This window comes from uncultured Polaribacter sp. (assembly GCF_947497125.1).
GTDB lineage: Bacteria > Bacteroidota > Bacteroidia > Flavobacteriales > Flavobacteriaceae > Polaribacter.
In genome coordinates this window covers 15,622-36,086 of sequence record NZ_CANMFI010000006.1, presented here as the reverse complement: position 1 = coordinate 36,086, position 20,465 = coordinate 15,622, and the positions used below count along the sequence as shown (strand labels likewise).

Here is a 20,465-nt window from a genome sequence, read left to right as displayed (position 1 = left end):
AATCGTAATATTGCAATGTATTAATATTTTAAAAAATGGGATTAGCTAAAACCGAAATGTTTACCGACCAACAAAATGAAATTTCTCTTTTTGCAAAAGTTTTTGGACATCCTGCAAGAGTAGCTATCTTACAACATTTATTTAAAATTAACTCTTGTGTTTGTGGCGATTTAGTAAATGAAATCGGTTTAGCCCAACCAACAATCTCTCAACATTTAAAAGAATTAAAGCATTTAGGCTTGATAAAAGGCAATGTAGAAGGCACAAGTGTTTGCTATTGTATTCATAAAGAAAACTGGACCACAATGAAAAACATAATGTCTGATTTTCTTAATCAAGACTTAATAGAAAAGCAAAATTGTTGTTAAAATAATTCTAATCTTTTTACAAAAATGACATCAAGAAAAACAATCCTATTTTCAGAAATAGAAGAATTAATTAAAGGCCTTAATACAGAAACCATCTCAAGTGAGCGTAAAACAGTTTTACAACCACTAATTGATTTTATCCAAAAAAAAGTTCGTGAAAATCTAGAAATACGTATCAACTTTATATGTACTCATAATTCTAGAAGAAGTCATTTATCACAGGTTTGGGCACAAACAATGGCAAATTACTTCAATATTAAAAACGTATCTTGTTATTCTGGCGGAACAGAAAGTACAGCTCTTTTTCCGATGGTTGCTAAAACTCTTCAAAATTCTGGGTTTCAGATAAAAAAAATTTCAGAAGAAAAAAATCCAATTTACAGCATTAAATATGCAAACAACGAGCACCCAATAATAGGATTTTCAAAAAAATTAAATGACAATTTTAACCCAAAATCTGAATTTGTGGCTGTTATGACTTGCTCTGAAGCTGATGGTGGTTGTCCATTTATTACTGGTGCAGAAAAACGTATTCCTATAACTTTTGATGATCCAAAAGCATTTGACAATACACCACAACAAGCAGAAAAGTACAACGAAAGAAGTGTACAAATAGCAACTGAAATGTTGTACGTTTTTTCTCAAATAAATTCTTAAAAATGGCTTCAAAAAAATTAAGTTTTCTTGACAGAAATCTAACTCTTTGGATATTTATTACAATGGCTTTTGGTATTGCTCTTGGATATTTTATCCCAACATTTCCTAATATCATAAATTCATTTAACAGCGGAACTACAAATATTCCGATTGCAATTGGTTTAATTTTAATGATGTATCCACCTTTGGCAAAGGTTAAATACTCATTATTACCAAAGGTTTTTAGAAACACCAAAATTCTATCTATTTCACTAATTCTTAATTGGATAATTGGCCCAGTTTTAATGTTTGTTTTAGCAATTATATTTTTACGTGACTATCCTGAATATATGGTAGGTCTAATTTTAATTGGTTTGGCGCGTTGCATTGCAATGGTGTTGGTTTGGAACGACCTTGCAGAAGGAAGTACTGAATACGGTGCTGGTTTAGTAGCATTAAACAGTATTTTTCAAGTATTTGCTTATAGTTTTTATGCTTGGATTTTTATTACAGTACTACCACCCTATTTTGGGTTTGAAGGAGCTATTGTAGATATTTCGATAGCAACCATTGCAGAAAGTGTGGCTATTTATTTAGGAATTCCTTTTATAATGGGTATTTTAAGCAGATTAATTTTAGTAAAGTTAAAAGGAGAAGATTGGTATATTGGTAAATTTATTCCTACAATTTCACCAATAACTTTAATAGCGCTATTATTTACCATTGTAGTGATGTTTTCTCTAAAAGGAGAATTAATTGTAGAAATTCCGATGGATGTTTTAATCATTGCCGTTCCTTTACTTGTCTATTTTACGTTAATGTTTATTATCGGTTTTTTCTTTACCAAAGCTACAGGAGCCGAATATGACAAAACAGCTTCGGTAGCATTTACAGCCGCAGGTAATAATTTTGAATTGGCTATTGCTGTTGCAATTGCAGTTTTTGGCTTAAATTCTGGGCAAGCTTTTGCAGGTGTAATTGGTCCATTGGTTGAAGTACCAGCATTGATTTTATTAGTTAGAGTTTCATTTTGGTTAAAAAAGAAATATTACGGTAATACAAATACGCAATAACAGTAAAAATATAAAGAGAGCTAAATTCATACAATATAATTTTATATTTCATAGTTTACTGCTTATTTATCAAATCTAAAAACTTATTATTTTTTGTATATTTAAAAAATAAAGGCGCATAAATTATATATTTTTAACTACTAGTAAGTATAAAACCGACTATTATTACCACTATCAAAACGTCTTACAATTTTAGAGAAATCGAATACCACAAAAAGTTCGAAATAATTATAAGGAATGCCTGTTAGCTTTTTACTATCCATTTCAAAAGAATAATTAAACCCTAATTCTAACTGATTATAGTAAATAGAAGCCGTTGTACCCAGTGTTGTTAAATTTACAGTTTTAAAGTTATTTAAATGCTGATTGATTCCGAAAGAAAAATTATTTAGCACAATTTCTTGGTATAAACTAATTCTAGATTTGGTACTTTGTTTAGAAAAAGAACCATAAAGAAATAAATAAGAGTTTTCTGGTAAAAAGCTTCTGTTTATTGGGTTTAAATCTAACTCATACCCTGCTTGTACAGACATAAAAAGGTCTTTTAATTCTTTATCGCCTTCATTTAAAGAAATATTTGGTTTGTTTAAATGCCTAAAACTAAGACCAAAAAACATGTTTTGATTGTTGTGCAAATGTGCCGAAACTCCAGAATCGAAATAGCTAACACCATTATTGGCATTTACAGGATCTATAGAAAAACCAGATATATTACCAGAAAAAACATCTATTTGATCACTAAATACTAGAGAAGAAAAATCTAATCTGTTGTTACCATACCCTAAAGAAAGAGACGCGTTTAAGGTCCAAAAATTAGACAATTGTGTTTTATAAATATAATGCAAATTTGCCTGTGTAGCGTTAAAACCCAAGTCAGATATTTGAAATTGATTGACATCTAAAGCAATAGAAAAATTATAATCTTCAAAGTAAAAAGAGCTAAATGCAAACGTATTTTGTATAAAGTTATTTTCGTTTAACATTTTTTGCGTTGCATAAGAAACACCTATACTTGCGGACTCTTTAAACCCGTAAAAACTGGGGTTTATTGTACCTAATAATTTATTTTGATTTGAGTACAAATACTCTTGTGCACTTATTGTTATACTTAGCAATAAAGCAACGATAGTAGTGTATATATATTTCTTTTTCATAATCGGGGGACTGTTTGTTTTTTGGGATTGATAATTACTTGACAATTAAAAATCTAATGTTCTTTTCTACTACTTTATTATCAATTGTTTTACCAATAAAATAACATCGATAATTACCACTTTTAGGGGCATCACTAAGGGGTTCTATTCCATCCCATCCCCAAGTGTCATCATTCTCTAAACTTAGCGCATCTGTCGATGTAAACTCATAAACCATATTGCCCGAACTGTCATAGATATATAGTGTTATTTCTGAAAACCCAAGATATTTTGGTCTAAAAAGATCATTTATATTATCGTTATTAGGAGAAAAAGCTGTCGGAAATAAAACCGAAGATCCTTTTCCTATAAAAATCGTTTTGGTAATTGTTGTTTCACATCCAGAGGCATTATACAAAGTCAATTTAACGTTATAAATACCGTCATTTTTATAAGCATGAAAAACAGTTGCTAGGTTTTCACCATCAGCATTTAATGCTATATTATCTGGATAATAAAAGGTTTTAAAAGGGCTATTATCATCAAAATCCCATTTGATATAAGTATACACGTTAGGGTCATAAATACTAGTATCTACAAAACTAAGATTGGTAAACTCTATACTGGTATTTACTTCAAAAAATCCAAAATTCTCGAATTCAAAAGAAGTATACTCAAAATCTGGTTCTAATGTTGTAAAAATAACCTCTTCAGAAATTGTACATCCACTACTATTAGAAATTTCTAACGTAGCATTGGCATCTGCAATAGTGCTAATTTCTAACTCATACAAATTGTTACCAAGTGGCGTTGCTGCTAATGTAGTTCCGTTTAAAGCAAAAGTTAAGTTTGTATCAGCCGAGTTTACATCAACTAAAATTAAACCCGTATTACCCTCACATAAACTTTGCTCTACAACAACATCTTCTATGGTAAATTGATTATCGTTTTCTATTGTAAATAGTACTGGCTCGGTTGTACAAGATTTACTATCTGTTACAGAAATTCTATAAATACCTGCATCTAAACCACAAATATTAAAGTAGTTGTTATTATTCGGTATTTTTTCTTCCCATAATTGTGTTTGAGGGTTAGATACCTCTAACAAGAAATTTGTATAAATACCAGAGCCACCTGTATAATCTAAATTAGCACAACCTAACTCGCCATTACAACCGTTTGCTAAAGTGGTGTTTAATAAATTTACATTTATAGGTGTTACTGGGTTGATGGTAAACGTTTCTGGCGCCGATAAAACACACCCTAATGCATCGGTAATATTTACGGTGTAATCTCCAGGAACTAACCCATTAATTTCTGTTTGATTTTGTCTGAAACCATTAGGACCTGTCCATGATATGTTATAAAACACGTTGCCATTTTCGTCTATAAATGGTAGTCCGCCATAAATGTCTATTTCTATACTACCCAATTCATCGGTACAAGAAATTTGAGTAACAGTACTATTAAGTGCAATTTGAGATGATATTCTAATCATTCCGCTCTCTATCGCCCCACAAGTATCATATGTAATATCATAATTAAAAATACCTATTTCAGAAGCAGTACCGCTCATGGTTAATAAAATACCCGATGGCGTGTTTGTTTTCGAATATGAAATACCAGTTGGCAAACCAACAACATTTATACTGTTTATATTGGTAATAGTACCAGAAATTTTATAAACAATATCTTCTATCGGCGAGTTAAAGTTACACACTAATTGACTATCTGAGCCACTCTCTAGAGTAACATCAACAGCAGAATACAAGTTTTCTATTTCAATCGGTAAAACAGCACTACAATCAGAACTATTAATAGTTTCTATATTAAAATTAAAAATACCGGTATTACCAGGTGCTCCTGTTAATTCCCATAAACCAATACTAGCATCAATTTCTGTTGCAGTAATAAACCCAGGAAGTTTTGTTTCATCTATTTTAGTGCCAATAGGGCTAACACTAAACTGAATTGGGTTTATTGCCGAATTCTGACAAACAGATTGTGTTGCTGCTCCAAAATTGGTATCTAAAACAATCGTTGGTTTTTCTAAAATTTCTAGTTTAAATTCTGATGTAACAGTAACACCACAATTATTACTAATACCAATAGTATAAATTGTACTGATTGAGGTTGATGTTGCTGCACCAGAAATTACTAACTGACCATTATTTTCTGAATAAGAAATACCTGCTGGTAAACTTGGTGTAAATGAAATATTGGTATTGTTCTCTGAAATTTGATAACGTATATTTTCTATTTGATTTTCTACACATGATTCTTGGTTAATACTACCACTCATTAAACTAATAAAAGGGTCTGCACTAACTTCTATAGAGCCTTCTAAGAAATCGCTACATTCAGAATCTGATGTTATTGTATAGTTATACGTTCCTGCTCTTTCAGGTGTTCCACTAATTATTGCGGTTCCTGTTGCTGTATCTGCAATAAAAGTTACTCCTTGTGGTAAAACACCTATCAATTGTAGTGTTTGTCCTGCGTTCGCTTGATATTCTACGGGAGTTAAAACACTGTTATTACATACTTCTGTGGTCTGACTACCGTTGATTAAAAAGATACTATTCGGGTCGGTTATTGATATTAAACCACTCGTTGTAGAACTAGAACAATTACCTTGTGCAGTAACGGTATAAGTATAATCTCCTGCTGTTGCACAACTACTTCCAGAAATTAGCACAATATTATCTTCTATTTCCCAGGTTAAACCAGATGGTAAACCGGTAACATTTGCTCCAAAAGTACCAGCACTTAACTCAAATACAATTGGGGTAATCGTTGCGCATGAACAGATGTCTTGATTAATTTCTGTATCTATTAAAGGGGTAATAGTTCCGCCACTATTCACAGTTATAGTACCAGAATAAGTACTAGCACAACTTGCATTTAAAACAGAAGAATGAACTGTATAATTAAAAATACCTGCAACTGTTGGTGTCCCAGAAATAGTTATCGTACTACCTGCAAACGAACTTGTTACTCCGCTTGGCAATCCTTCTACGTAAGCACTTAGTATTGGCGAGGTAGTTGTAAAATAAAGCGCATCTACAGGTTCATTAACACAAACCGTTTGAAATACTTCTGTATTTGCAACTGGTAAAATTTCTGAATCGAAAACAGTAACAGATGCCGTTTTTGGCTCTTGCAAAATAGGATTGTTACAATTGGCCAAACTACTGTCTTTTACGTCAATTAATTCAATATCAAACACCCCTGCAATATCTGTAGGCAATGTTACTGCAACATTGTTACTTGCAGCTATTGTTGTTACTTGTTTTACATTGTTATTAACCAAATAAGTAAAGGTATAAGGTGCAATACCATTTGCTGCTTTAAATGTAATTGTTACATCATCTGCATCTTTACAAACTTGGTAATTATTAACTCCTTCTATACTAGCTTTAATTGCTGGTTTTAAAATAATAGCTACTTGAGTCGTTCTTTCACAACCATTTGCGTCTGTACCTCTTAGATAAATTGTTTGATTAACAGTTGGTGTATACGTATAAACATCTGTCGTATTTAATATCGAAGATCCTCCTGTACTATCTATACTATACCATTGATAAACTTGAGCTCCTGATGCATTTAAGGCTACTTCGCTGCCTTCACAAACAAAAATTTCACTTTCATTATTTTCTATTTGCACCAATGGTAATGGATTTTCATTTACCACTATTGCCTTTATCGTAGTACAACCAGTTGCATTTTCAGCTTTTATATAATAAGTGCCTTCGGTTGCTGTTGTTGCCAATAAGTATGGTACCGTAGCATTTACATCTTCCCAATACGTGTACGTTAAGCCTGTATCTGAGCCTACTGTATATGCTAGATCTGTAAGATCTACCGTTTCAGTTGCACAAATAGTAGCCGGATTTGTAATATTTAATACCGGATTTGCAGAAATAATTACCGTAATTTCTTTTGGTGTTGCAAAAGTATTAGTACAAGTATTTGGCCCAGAATCTTTAACACCTAACAAACGATAAGTATAAGCACCTATTGTATTGGCAAACAAACTTAATTGAACGCTACTTGAAATAGCGTTGGTGGTAATTGTTTTTTCTGATCCACCATTTACTGTATACGTAAATGTATAAGGTGCAATACCATTTGATGCTTTAAAGTTTATAAAACTATCGGCGCTATTTACACACGTATTGTCACTACTTTCTATAATTGCAGTTGCTAACGGATATACATCAACAATAATTGAATCGGTTGTCTCGCAACCACTTGTAGCATTTGTTAATGTTAAATTATACGTTACCGGTATAACTGTATTTGTAGTGTTTTCTAGCGTTTCACTTATACTTCCTGTACCAGTATCATTGGAGCCAATTATACCAAAACTAGCAACTCTAGACCAAGATATATCGGTACTTTGTGTTGCGCTAGTGCTTATTTCTGGCACAAAATTAAATGTACCTCCAGAACAGATAGAAGCTACTGGTGTATTGGTAATTTTAGGAAGTGGCTTTACAATAATATTTATGGTTGCTGTATTGGTACAACTCTCTGGAGAGGTAATTGTATATAAATACGTAACCGTAATTGGTATGTTTGTCTCGTTTACTAAAATTTCATTTATACTTCCGCTTCCAGAACTTACAGGTGTAGCAATTCCATTAACAAATTGACGTTCCCAAGTAAAACTAGTTGCTGTTGCACTAGTAGGTGTAAAAGAAAACAATTCATTAGAACAAATACTAGTCGCAGAAGGCGTGTTCGTAATTGTTGGCAAATTGATACCTGTAATTGTAAACGGTGCAGAAAAAGCGCCGTTACCACAATTTACTCCTCTAACCTCTAGTGTTTCTGAGGTTGTTAATGTTGTAAAATCTAAAGAAATACTATTACTATTAGTGTTTCTAATAGTTCCATCAGAAAGTCTCCAATCGTATGAAGTGGCATTTGGAATTGCCGCCACTGTGTAAGCATTATTTGTACTTGGCAAACACACATTTAATGCTCCTGAAATCGCTGTTGCAGCTGCAGGTGTTGGCAATACCTCTACAGAAACAATTACTGTAGTAGCACAACCTGCTGTGGTTGTTGGCAATGTAAGTTCATAATTTACAGTCAATACAGCATTGGTTGTATTGGTTAAAGTTTCAGAAATGTTACCCGAACCAGAAGTACTTGCCTGTTGTATACCAGTTACCGATGGTCTTACCCAAGAAATGGTTCCAGAAATATCACTTGTTGGATTAAAACCAAATACACTACCAGAGCAAATTTCTGAGTCTGCTGGTGCGTTGGTTAATTGTGCCACAGGGTTTACAGGTACTGTTATCTGTTCTGTTGCACTGCAACCTGTTGCGGTGGTTATTTCTATTTGATAAGTAACTGTTTTAACACTGTTAGTAGTATTAATTAATACATCTTGTACAGGACCATTTCCTGATGCTGTTCCTTCTATTCCACTTTGTTGGCTTCTTGTCCAAGAGAACGAAGTACCTGAAACACTTGTTGGCTGATAATCAAAAGTATCACCTGAGCAAATAGCACTATTGGTAACCGCACTCGTTAAAGTAGGCTTAGAAACTACTTCTACAGGAAATGCCAACGAGTTAATTCCAGCACCACAACTATTAACCCCTTTTACTGTTAAATTACCACCAGGTAAAGAGGTGTTTCCAGCAATGGTAAGTGTATTGTCTAAGGTAGTTATAGTACTTCCGTCTGTTAAAGTCCAGATATAAGAAGTAGCATCTGCAATTACACCTGCTGTAAACACATAATCTTGCAGACCCTCACAAATTACGCTTGGTCCGCTAATCGTTGTTACTTTTGGCATTGGTGAAATCGTAATGGCTAAAGTAGATAATTCGCCCACACCACAAGAATTTTTTGCAGCAACTGATACAATTCCTGATACTGCGTTTTCTGAGTATGCTACAGTGATTGTATTTGCTGATTGTAACTGAATGGTAGCTCCTGAAGGAACACTCCATTGATAATCTGTTACCAAAGAATTTGCAGCTACTTGATAGGTTGCTGTAGTACCTTGACACACATTCTGAGTAGTACTTGACGTAATAACACCCAAACTTGGAGCTGCACAATTTATGGTTAAATTAACTACATCAGAAACTGTTTTTGTACCACAAGCACCCATTCCTTTTGCTGTTAGCGTTAATTGCACTGTTTCTGAACAAGTATTTGTTAATGATTGATACGTTGTTGGGAAACCTGATGAGAACACACCGTTTCCTGAGGTAGACCATTCTACAGAACTTGCGTTTTCGAATGTTGTATTGTTAATGGTAAAAAGACCAATTGGCTGCCCTGGTGTATAACAAACAAAACCATCATCTCCTGCGTTTACTGTTGGTAAAGGCTGTGTTGTAATTACTACCTCTTCAACTACAGTCTCTGCAGTATCACAACCATTTTTAGGTGTTAAAACAGCTTTTAAAATAGTAGTTTGTGGCGTTGTAATTGTCGTAGAAATATTAGATGTAAATACAGGAGTTTCAGAATTGGCTCCGGCACTAATAGTACCTGATCCACTAAAAACACTCCATGTAATGGTATCATAATCTAATGCTGTAGTAGTAAGTGTTACAGATGGTGTATCTACACAAATAGCTACATCTTGCGCTACAAGACTTGGTGTTTTAACAAAGTCTAAACGCATAGAACTATTATCTACACTACAAGAACTCTCACCATTTCCTGTTAAAATTAAATACACATATCCTTGATTTAAATCGGAAGCACTTGGTGTATAAACAGGCTTTTCAGCATTTATATTACTAAAAGAACCTGCAACATAACTGGCTAAAGAAGTACCGTTGGCATTTTGAGCACTTGCCCAAACAACACTACTAGTATTTGTAGCCGAAGCATCTGTAATTTCATAAGAATCTCCAACACATACTGTTGCATTATTCCCTGCAAAAACCCCTGCTCCTTCAGAAATATTTACTCTTAAATAATCTGAAACTGTACCACATGAATTTGTAGATTGAAGTGTTAAATACACAAAACCTCTGGCAATATCTGCTGCGCTTGGGCTATAGGTGGCATTTAAAACTGCGGCACTTGCAGGAGAAAAAGAACCATCAGAAATAGTATTGCCTAAAATATCTGAAGAGGCAATCCATTGCAGACTTGTATAATTTGTTGCTTTTGCATTGGTAATGTTTACAGAAGAACCTTCGCAAACTGCAATATCTAATCCTGCATCTACGGTAGTTAAAGGATCGATAACTAAATTTACAGTATCGGTAACTTCTCCAGAACAAGGTGCTGCATTGGTAGCATGCAACGTAAATTCTATAGTACCTGTCTCATTTGGTCCTGGCTGGTATTGAGGTTGCAAGGTATTTAAAGAACTAGATAAAATAGTTCCTGCTCCGTTTGATGTCCAGTAATATTCACCTGTAGTAGATGAAGTTGTTGCTCCGAAATTTAATACTATTGGGTTGTTTGTAGCACACACAGTTTTTGTGTTTCCTGCATCAACAGTAAAAACCGGAGTTAAATTAACTTTTATTGCTTTTGTTGCTACTCCAACACAAGCTGTTTTTGGCTGAGCCGTAACAGTCAATGAAATAAAACCATTGGCAATTTCTTCTGCCGTTGGCGATATTGTTGGTGTTAGAGAATTCGGGTTAACAACAATAGATTTATTGGCAACAGCGGTTGTATTTATCCAAGTAAATGAAGTACTATTAGCAACAGAAACAATTGAAGGCAATGTAAAAGTGCTTCCGCAAAAAGTAAGCTCTTCTGTAGTTACCGTAATTGTTGGCAATTGGTTGATACTTACAACAACCTCATCGGTTGTATTTGTGGTACAAACACCATTTGGTGTTGCAATCATTGTTAACGTTACTTCGGTAGTATCATTAGTTCCTAATGTATAGGTTGGCTTAATTTGACCTCCTGCAGTTGTATAATCAAAAGTACCATTCCCAGAAGTTTCCCATGACAAGGTATTAAAATTACTTGCAGTTGCTGCGTTTAACGAAATTACATCACCTACACATGCAACCATATCTACACCTGCATACGCTTTTGGTTTTGCTTGCAAAGTAATGGTTGTAGTAGCTGTGGTATTACCACAAGTATTATTACCAACAGCTTCTAAAAATATATTTACTGTATTTATACCAGACGGATTTATAAAATCTGCTGCTGCTGGAACATATTTAGGTTTCAGCGGATTTGTAGTAGTAACAATAGTACCATCCCCTGAATGAGACCAAGTAAAACTAGCTGCATTAGAAACCGTTCCGTTAAGTTGTACTTCTGTTTCTCCCTCGCAAATTTCTTGTGGCGCACCTGCCGAAACTATTGGCAAAGCATTGATAGCAATAGTTACCGAATCTGACTTTGAAGTAGCGCATTCTGAAGAACCTGCTGCCTCTAAAGTAAGAGTAACCAAACCTGAAGCTCCTACATTAGGCACAATTTCTGGTGTTAAGGTATTTTCTGTACCCGGAGTGATGCTTGCTGGACCTACAATAGACCAATTAAACACTCCATTTCCATAATTTATATCAGCATCCTGAATAACAACAGTTTCATCTTCACAAATAGAAACATCTGTTCCTGCAGACACTTGTACATTTGGATCAATGGTTAAAACCAAGTCTTTTTGTACAGAGCTACATGCAGTATTTAATGGGGTTGCAACTAAAGATAATGTTACAACACCTGTTTGATTATTGGCTGGTATATAGGTTGTATTTCCATTTGCCTGAGTAACAAAAGAACCCAATCCGTTAGAAGACACCCAGTTTAAAGCTGTAAAATCTGATGCATTGATATCCGCATCTAATAATAGTAAATTATCTCCTTCACAAATACTTCTACTTGAAGGAATGGTAACTTTAGGTTTTGGTATAATGCGAATTGTTTTGGTTGCTATTACATCCGAAAGACTAGCACAAGCTGGCGCTGCATTTGCAGTAAGCGTTAAAGTTACGTTACCTGTTTGGCCTGGTTCTGGTGTAAATTCTGGTGTTAAAGTAGTTTCTGTACCTGAGGTAATTTGGCCAGCTCCAGAAAGCGTCCATAGAACAGAAGCTGCATTGTTTGCAGTTGCTTCTCCTGCTAATAAGGTATACGATTCGTCTTCACAAATTGTAACGGTTGCCCCTGCATCTGCTTCGGGTTGTTTTACAATTTGTACCACCATGCTATCTGTAACCTCTGCACAATTGGTGTTGCTAACAGAATGCAGTGTTAAGGTAACATTCCCTGTACTGATATCTAAAGCAGTCGGAGTGTATGTTGCATTATTTGTGGTTGCAAAAGTAACACCAGAAGAACTAGACGTCCAATATTGAGAGGCATTATTTGTAGTTGCACCGTTTAAATTAACTACCCCACCCTCACAAATAGCAGCATCTAATCCTGCATTTGCTGTTTGTGCTGGTAATAAGTTTAATGTAAAATCTTTAAAAACAGGTACTACTCCATTACAAGCTATTTTTGGTTGTAGTGTAAGTCTTAAAGTAATCGGACTATTGCCTGCAATTTCTGTAGCACTTGGCGTATACGTTGGATTTTCTATACCATCATTACTAAAAGTACCTTTCGCAGTGCTTAAAGAAGACCAAGACAATGTACTGTAATTACTTGCATTTACTCCTGAAATTACAAAAGGTTCTGTGGCGCAATTGGTGCCATTATCTACATCAAAAGTTACTATTGGTTTTGGCACTATTGCCACTGTTACTTCTTCAGAAACTGGTGCGCAAGTAGCGTCTCCGGTAGCAGTAAATTTTAGTGTAAATGTTTTGTTTAAAATATCATTAGTACTTGGTATGTATTTAGCGTCAGTGGTGTTTTCTCCACTTATAAATGTTCCATCAGAAACACCAACCGTTTCCCATAAATAAGTTGTAGCATTAGGTGCTGTTGCAGTGGCATTATAAATTGCGTCTTCACAGATTTCTGTTGCTAAATTTGTAATATTAACAACAGGTGCTTGTTTTATGGTAACAACTATTGCATCGGTAGTATTTAGCATACAATCTGCATCGCTTTGTGCTTTTAAGCTCAAAGTAACTGAACCATTTGCTTTGTCTGAAGCAGAAAAAGTATAGCTTGTATTGATAGCCGTTGGGTTGCTAAATGCAGCTGTAGCAGAAGAACTAACCCATTGATAAGTTGTATTTACAGAAGTATTGGTTACCGTTGCTGTTAAGTCTATTGTATTTTCTGTACTACAAACAGTTGTTGCATTTTCTGGTAAAGTTACTTGTGGAATGCCTATTTTATTTAAGGTAAATTCTTCGGATACTGTATTTGCACAAGGCGAATTACCCGCTACAGAAACCCTAATAACTACAATATCACTATCTGGTGCTGGTGTATAAATTGGCGTATTTATAGTTGCACTTGAAATGCTACCGGTACCACTTATAATTTCCCAATTGTAAGTACTTGCGTCTTCATTGGCAAAAATTGCTTGCAATTGCTTGTTTTCTCCTTCACAAAAAACAGGAGTATTTTGAGAAACATCTATCGTTGGATTCTTACCAATATTTACACGAATTTTTTCTGATACAACTGCAGTTGCACAAGCGCCTATAGGTGTTACAGTAATGGTTAGTTCTGAAAATCCATTGGCTATATCTGCCGCACTTGGTGTAAAAGTTGGGGTTAGATCTAAAGTACCACCTGTAGCAATAGTTCCTGGTGATGAAGCCGACCAAACTACCGATGCCACATTATCAAAATTAGTAATATTTACTTGATTTATTGGTACTTGATAATTCTCATCTTCACAAATAGAAACTATTGTTGGGCTTACCATTAAAACTGGTTTTTTTAATAGTGTATAAACAACAGTGTCCGTTGCATTTGTAGCACAAGGTGATGTAGCTGTTCCTGTTAGTGTTAACTGAACCGCGCCATTAGCTATTTCTGTACTACCAGGAATATAAGTGGTTATTAAACCATTTGCTGATGTTGAGAAAACACCATCACCTCCGTTATTGTCCCATTGCAAATTACCAGCAGCTACATTAGATGCCGTTGCGTCTGAAGTTGTAATCGATTCGCCTTCACAAAAAGTTTTAGAAACACCTGCATTAACTATCGGGTTTTTAACCACCGGAATGGTAATTGTCTCACTAACACTAGTACAATTTCCTATAGGAGTTGCAGTTACCGTTAAGGTAATTTCTCCGTTTGCAATGTCTGTTGCACTTGGTGTAACCGTTGGTGTTAAAGTTGTTTCATTATTAATAATGGTACCCGTTGTAGAAGTATAAATAAAGTTGGCCGCATTTATAATAGCTGTTCCTGTTACAGTAACATTTTCGGCATCTTCACAAATAGGAGCTTGATTGGTTACTGTAATTTCTGGCGATGCCTGAATGCTAACAGTTATCGTTGATACTGAAGCCACCGAACAAGGATTTATTGGAAATGCAGTTAAAGTTAAGTCTACAGTACCCGCTGAAATATCTGTTGCAGAAGGTATGTATGTTGGATTGATTGTATTGTTAATACCACCTACAAAAGTACCACCACTTGAAGAAACCCACTGCAAACTGCTATAGGTATTTGGTGTTGCTGTAGCTGTTGTAATGATAAAAGGAACATCACATTCTGATAAATTTACGCCTGCATTTGCTATAGGTGCTGGTATTACATCTAAAACTATGGTTTCGGTTTGTTTCGCTATACATGGCGAAACTGGATCTATAGTTAATGTTAATGTAATGTTTGGCTGAGTTAAATCGGCAGCAGAAGGTGTATAATTTGGATTTAAAGGATCTGTAGTAGCTGTAAAAGTACCCGTTCCAGAAGTTGTCCAATTAGCTAATGATACCGGCATATAATCATTTGAAATACTTGTGCCACTTACCGAATAATTTGTACTAGTATTACAAATAGCATCAGTACCAACTGTTGTGATTACTGGTATTGCTTCAAAAGACAATTCCATGGTATCTGAAATAACATCTAAACATGGTGCTAAACCTGTAAGTGCTAAAGTAAGTGTTACAGAACCGTTTGCTATATCTGTTGCAGAAGGCGTGTAGGTAGCATTACTAACATCATTCTGATTGATAAAAGTTCCTGTACCAGTAGTCAACCAAGTTGCTTGAGAAAAATTAGCTGCTGTTGCCGAAGTGGTTGTATAGGTAGTATCACCACAGATATTTTCATCAATTCCTGCTGAAACTATTGGCTTTTTAACAAAATTTAAAGTAATTGAATTTGTTGTTGACGAATTACAATTAGACGGAATTCTAGCTGCTTTTAAGGTTAAAACTACACTACCACTAGCAACATCAGCTGCAGATGGAGTATAAAAATTAGCCGTTATTGTATTTGCAGGATTGTTATCCGTAAAAGTACCACTACCACTGGTTGTCCATTCTAACGAGTCGTAATCTACCGCAGAAACATCGGGTATTTCAAAAGGGGCGGTTTCTGAACAAACATCAACAGAAGGATTAATAACCGTAATACTTGGTATTTTATTTATATCTAAACGCATTTCGCTTACCGCATCTACAGTACAAGGACTGTCTTTAAGCGCTGTTATTGTAAGCTTTGCATAACCTTTACTAATATCTGTAGCACTTGGTGTATAGGTTGGTCTTAAAGTATTACCTCCTGTAAAGGTTCCGCCTCCTAAACCTGCAGACCAAATTACGTTTCCGCTAATATTGGTTGCACTAGCTGTGGTAACCTCAAAATCTTCTCCTTCACAAATAGTAGCATCTACACCTGCATCTGCTGTAGGATTTGGTATTATCGTTACAGTTGTTGAAACAGCTGTAGAATTTCCTGTACAAGGGTCTTCTGGTTGCCCAACAATCGTAAAAGTTATAGTACCTGTTTCTGATGCCGAAGAGGTATACGTAGGGTTTAATGTGTTTGTATTTGTAAAAGTACCTGAACCACCTGTTCTTACCCAAGAGACTCCACTCTCATCAACTGAAGTTCCATTTAACGTAACACTTTCTCCTTGGCAAATAGTTTGTGCTAAACCTGCTGTAACTATTGGCTTTTTTTGAATATTAATGGTTACAACATCAGTCTGAGGGTCGCAACTTGTTTGCGAACCTGTAATGGTAAAAGTAACCGAACCATTGGCAATATCACTAGGTGCAAAGGTATATATTGGGTCTTCATCATTAACATTATTAAAAGAACCAGCGCCTGTTGTACTCCAAACTACCGAAGTTACATTAGTAGCTGTTCCGTTTAAAGAAACTGTTGGTAAACTTTCACAAACAGTTTCGTTACCTCCTGCATCTACAATTGGGGCTGCATTTATTGTATTAATAAAAGTTTCTGAAACAGTGGTACCACAAGGTGAAATTGGATCTACAGTAACAGTAAATGTAATACCAGTATTAAAATCTGTTACTACTGGTGTATAAATTGGGGTTGCCGAATTTTGAGTACCATTAAAAGAACCACCTCCGTTAGAAGTTGTCCAAAGAATAGTACCTGGATTCTGAATATTAGCAGTTAAATTTAAAGGTGTTGTTAAACCTGCACAAACAGTTGCATCTGCAATCTCGTCTATCGTCGGATTTTTTACAATAGTTAAAATTGTTTCACTTGTAGTTGTTGCACAAGGAATATTACCTGTACCGGTTAAAGTAAGTTTTACCGAACCAGCAGCCTTGTCATTTACTCCCGGAGTATAAGTTGGTTTTTCATCAGTAGCATCTATAAATGTTCCGTCTCCACTGGTTGTCCATTTAAGAGAGACTGTATTATCTTCTGAAGTACCTGTTGGTTTATAAGTTCCGTCTTCACAAATGGTAAAAGCACTTGGTCCAGCACTCACTATCGGACTTGGCACTATCGTTACCAATACAGTTGAAGTGCTTGACACACAACTTGCTGAAGAAGTTGTTAGAGTAAAAGGAATACCGCCAGAATATAAGGTGTTTGCGTTTAGAGCATCCGAAGTACTAGGTGTAAAAACTGGATTCGCTGTATTTGCAAAAGTTAAAGTACCAGTAATATCACTTGGCTTAGACCATGAATAACCAGTTGCAAAAGTAGAATTTGAACCATCTAACGTAATAGGATTTGTACCACAGCCAGCAATATCTGTACCTGCATCTGCTGTAGATTTACGAGCGATGTTAATTGTTGTTTCTAAAGCAGGAAGTTCTTCGCCACAAGTATTGGTTACGAACAATCTAACCAAAGCACTACCATTTGCTATTGCCGAAGGGCTAGGTGTAAAACTGATTTCAGTATCAATGCTAGATGGATTAATAGTTCCTGAAGAATTAGGTATTTCCTCCCAACGAATGCTATTATAACTACCTGTAATGGTAGCTTCTAAATTGGTTGACGCATCTGCATCACACATGGTAATTGTTGTTCCTCTATTTAAAGAAACTATTGGATTTTTATCAACCGTAATTGTAACACTATTAGTGTTTGTACAACCTGTAGCTGTAATTGTTTCTGTTAGTGTAAAAGTAGTAGTTTCTAAAGGACTTACCTTCGGATTTGCGCTCGTTGAAGATACTGTTGGAGGATTCCATACATAGGCTGGTGAAGCTACCCAACTGTAGGTAGACCCTACTTTTGATGCAGCACCTATACTTACTTCTTGTCCTTCACAAATTGACACAGCAGTTGCTACAGTTGCAGTTGGCAACGGAAGCATTGTTACTTTAAAACTTTGAGTTGAAATACAACCTGCTGCGCTTGATACTTTTAAGGTATACTCTTCAGAGGCTGTAATTGTTCTTGTTATACTTGATGTTATTTCTGTAAAAACTCCGCTAGATAAAGACGACCACTCGTAGCTATAGCCAGGCGTTGGTGTTACTTCTCCAAAAGTTACGGTATCGCCAAAACACACTTCTTGGTCTACAATTACAGGTACATTAGGTACTGGATTTACTTTAATTTCTATTTCTGATGACCTTATTTGACTACAAACACCATTGCTACTTACTGCTCTGTAAAAAGTATTTTGGTTTAAAACACCAGTATTATATGTTGTTGAGGTATTGGTAGTATCTAAAACCCAACTGCCTGGGTTTCCTGTGGTAGAAGACTCCCAACCAATCACAACACCTGCTTGGCCAGTTAAAGTAATAACGGTTGCTGTATTGGCACAAATTTCTGAATCAGTAGCAGTCAAAGTACCACTTGCTCCGGGTGCATTAGTGGTTACAGCAATTTCATCAGAAGGAAATTCACCACAAACACCTGTAGCCGTAGAACTAAGAATTGCTCTAAACTCTACAGTATTATTTATTGCGGCAGTTGTGTATGTGTTTGCACCAGAAACCACCATATCATTATATGTAGCCCAAGTATCCCCACTATTTGCTCTAGATTCCCATCGAATTAAAGTACCTTCTGTAATAGAAAAATCGATATCTATGGTACTTCCTTGACAAACAGGACTAGAAAAACCTGAAGCGATTACAGGCTTACTAAATACGGGTTCTTTTTCTACAATAACATTTACTATTGATGTAGTGGTTGTTTCGCAAGTTCCGTTCTCTAAAACAACTCTAAAATCTGTAGATTCTGTAAGTAATCCTGAGGTATAAGTATCCGTTGTGTTTGAAATTGAAGTCCACACACTACTACTAAGTTTTTTAGATTGCCATTCTACAATAGTACCCGAAAAGTTAGCTAATTTTAAATTTACGCTGGTATCTTCACAAACAGTGCTAGATGGCGAAGTAACTATTAAATTACCAGTATCAATTGGGCTTGCTATGGTTACTAAAGTTGCAGCAGAAGCAACCTCTGTACAAGTTCCGTTTTTAACCATTGCCCTAAAAGAGGTATTTCTATCTAAAAAAAAATTACTGTATTTATTACCAGCAGAGCCAGAAATGCCTGTCCAATTTACACCATTATCAATAGAATATTGCCAATACGAAACGGTTCCGTTAGAACCTGTTAACTCTAAATCTGCAGTCGCATTTTTACAAATAGTTTTACCACCAATTGCAGTACCAGGAACAACTGCTTCATTTACAACAATCTCTATTGCATTTGAAATAGCTTCTGTACAAGTACCACTTTGTACAATAGCTCTATATTTTGTTGTATTTACAGGGCTTACCGTTAAAGATTCTGTTGAGTTTGTAAGTGTATTCTTAGTTAGAAAATTATCTGTAGAACTTTCCCATCTTAAGACATTTCCGATTGGATTAGACAACGAAATTGTTGTGTTATCTCCTTCACAAATAGTAGATACTGATGCATTAATTGCACCTGGATTACTAGCAGGGTTTACTGTTATTGTAAAATCAAAAGGCTCCCCTTGACACCCTTTATAGGTAGGTACAACTGTAATCGTTGTTATTATATCGTTTGAAGTATTATTTTTAGCTGTAAAAGCAGGAATTGGCGAACCAGAACCAGAGAAAGCTAAACTACCTATAACCTCATTAGTTCTAGACCAAGTATACGAAACTCCTGTACCACTTGTAGGTGAACTTGCTGTTAAAACGATGTCTGAGATATTGGTATTATTACAAACTTCTATGTTTGCTATTGGATTTAAAACTGGCTTCGGATTTACTGTTATTGTAAAAGAAACTGGTGTTCCTTCGCAGCCATTTACAACTGGTGTTACAGTAACAGTAGATGTTATAGGCTCTAAAGCATTGTTTTCTGCTGTAAAAGTTGGAATCTCATTTACCCCAGAGCCAGAAGCTTGTAAATTAATTGCAGTATTACTATTTGTATAGTTAAAGGTTAAATCCCCTAAAGACGGAGAAGCAGAAGAGAGCTGACCAAATAAAGGTATTTCAGTAAAAGAAACTCCAACGCATACCTCAATATTTTTTAAAGTAGTAGTTATATCTGGCTTTACATAGGTAAACTGAGTTCCTATTTGCACTCCGTTTACACTAAAAAAACCAGAGGTAGCATTGCAAGGCACCTCTACTTCTATGTTATCTGGATCAATAAACCTTACCAAAGCGCTTGGAATAGCAACACCAGCTAAAGTAACTTTATCTATATCTGAAGATAAAAAACTACCCGAAGAACTCACTAACGTAACAATTGTACCTGAGGTACCTGTTGTAGGGCTAATAGAATTAAAAAAAGTAGTGTATGTTTTGTGCGGATTAACTGTAAAATTTGCACTAATGGTATTTACTGTAAACAATAAATATAACAAAAAGGCAAGCCTTTTTGTTAAGATCGGGGGATTCTTTAACATAATTTTTAATACAATTTAAAACAAAGATATATAATAATATTAAGTTATGATAACTTATTTTGTTTTTCGGACTATA

At 35.2% G+C, this 20,465-nt stretch carries 5 protein-coding genes; 3 read left to right on the top strand and 2 right to left on the bottom strand.

All coding sequences use genetic code 11. From position 1 onward, the window contains the following. Window positions 1-35 precede the first annotated feature (35 nt). From Q0678_RS09765 to arsB, 3 genes are read left to right on the top strand one after another with little or no spacing between them, the layout of a single operon-like run. Window positions 36-368, top strand: coding sequence for a helix-turn-helix transcriptional regulator (locus Q0678_RS09765; RefSeq protein WP_299057234.1), 333 nt, complete (start codon window positions 36-38; stop codon window positions 366-368). A gap of 24 nt (window positions 369-392) precedes the next feature. Continuing rightward, a complete protein-coding gene (locus Q0678_RS09760) occupies window positions 393-1,025 on the top strand; it encodes a protein-tyrosine-phosphatase (protein WP_299057232.1) in 633 nt (210 codons plus the stop codon). Window positions 1,026-1,027: 2 nt separating this feature from the next. After that, window positions 1,028-2,077: an ACR3 family arsenite efflux transporter gene (gene arsB, locus Q0678_RS09755; protein WP_299057229.1), complete on the top strand. Its 1,050-nt coding sequence runs from the start codon at window positions 1,028-1,030 to the stop codon at window positions 2,075-2,077. Window positions 2,078-2,217: 140 nt separating this feature from the next. Here arsB and Q0678_RS09750 read toward each other — a convergent pair whose 3' ends face one another. Together Q0678_RS09750 and Q0678_RS09745 are read right to left on the bottom strand one after the other, a co-directional pair. After that, window positions 2,218-3,231: a type IX secretion system membrane protein PorP/SprF gene (locus Q0678_RS09750; RefSeq protein ID WP_299057226.1), complete on the bottom strand. Its 1,014-nt coding sequence runs from the start codon at window positions 3,229-3,231 to the stop codon at window positions 2,218-2,220. 34 nt (window positions 3,232-3,265) lie between these two features. Beyond that, complete coding sequence (locus Q0678_RS09745; protein WP_299057223.1) at window positions 3,266-20,389, bottom strand: PKD-like domain-containing protein; 17,124 nt, start codon at window positions 20,387-20,389, stop codon at window positions 3,266-3,268. Between the last annotated feature and the right edge of the window lie 76 nt (window positions 20,390-20,465).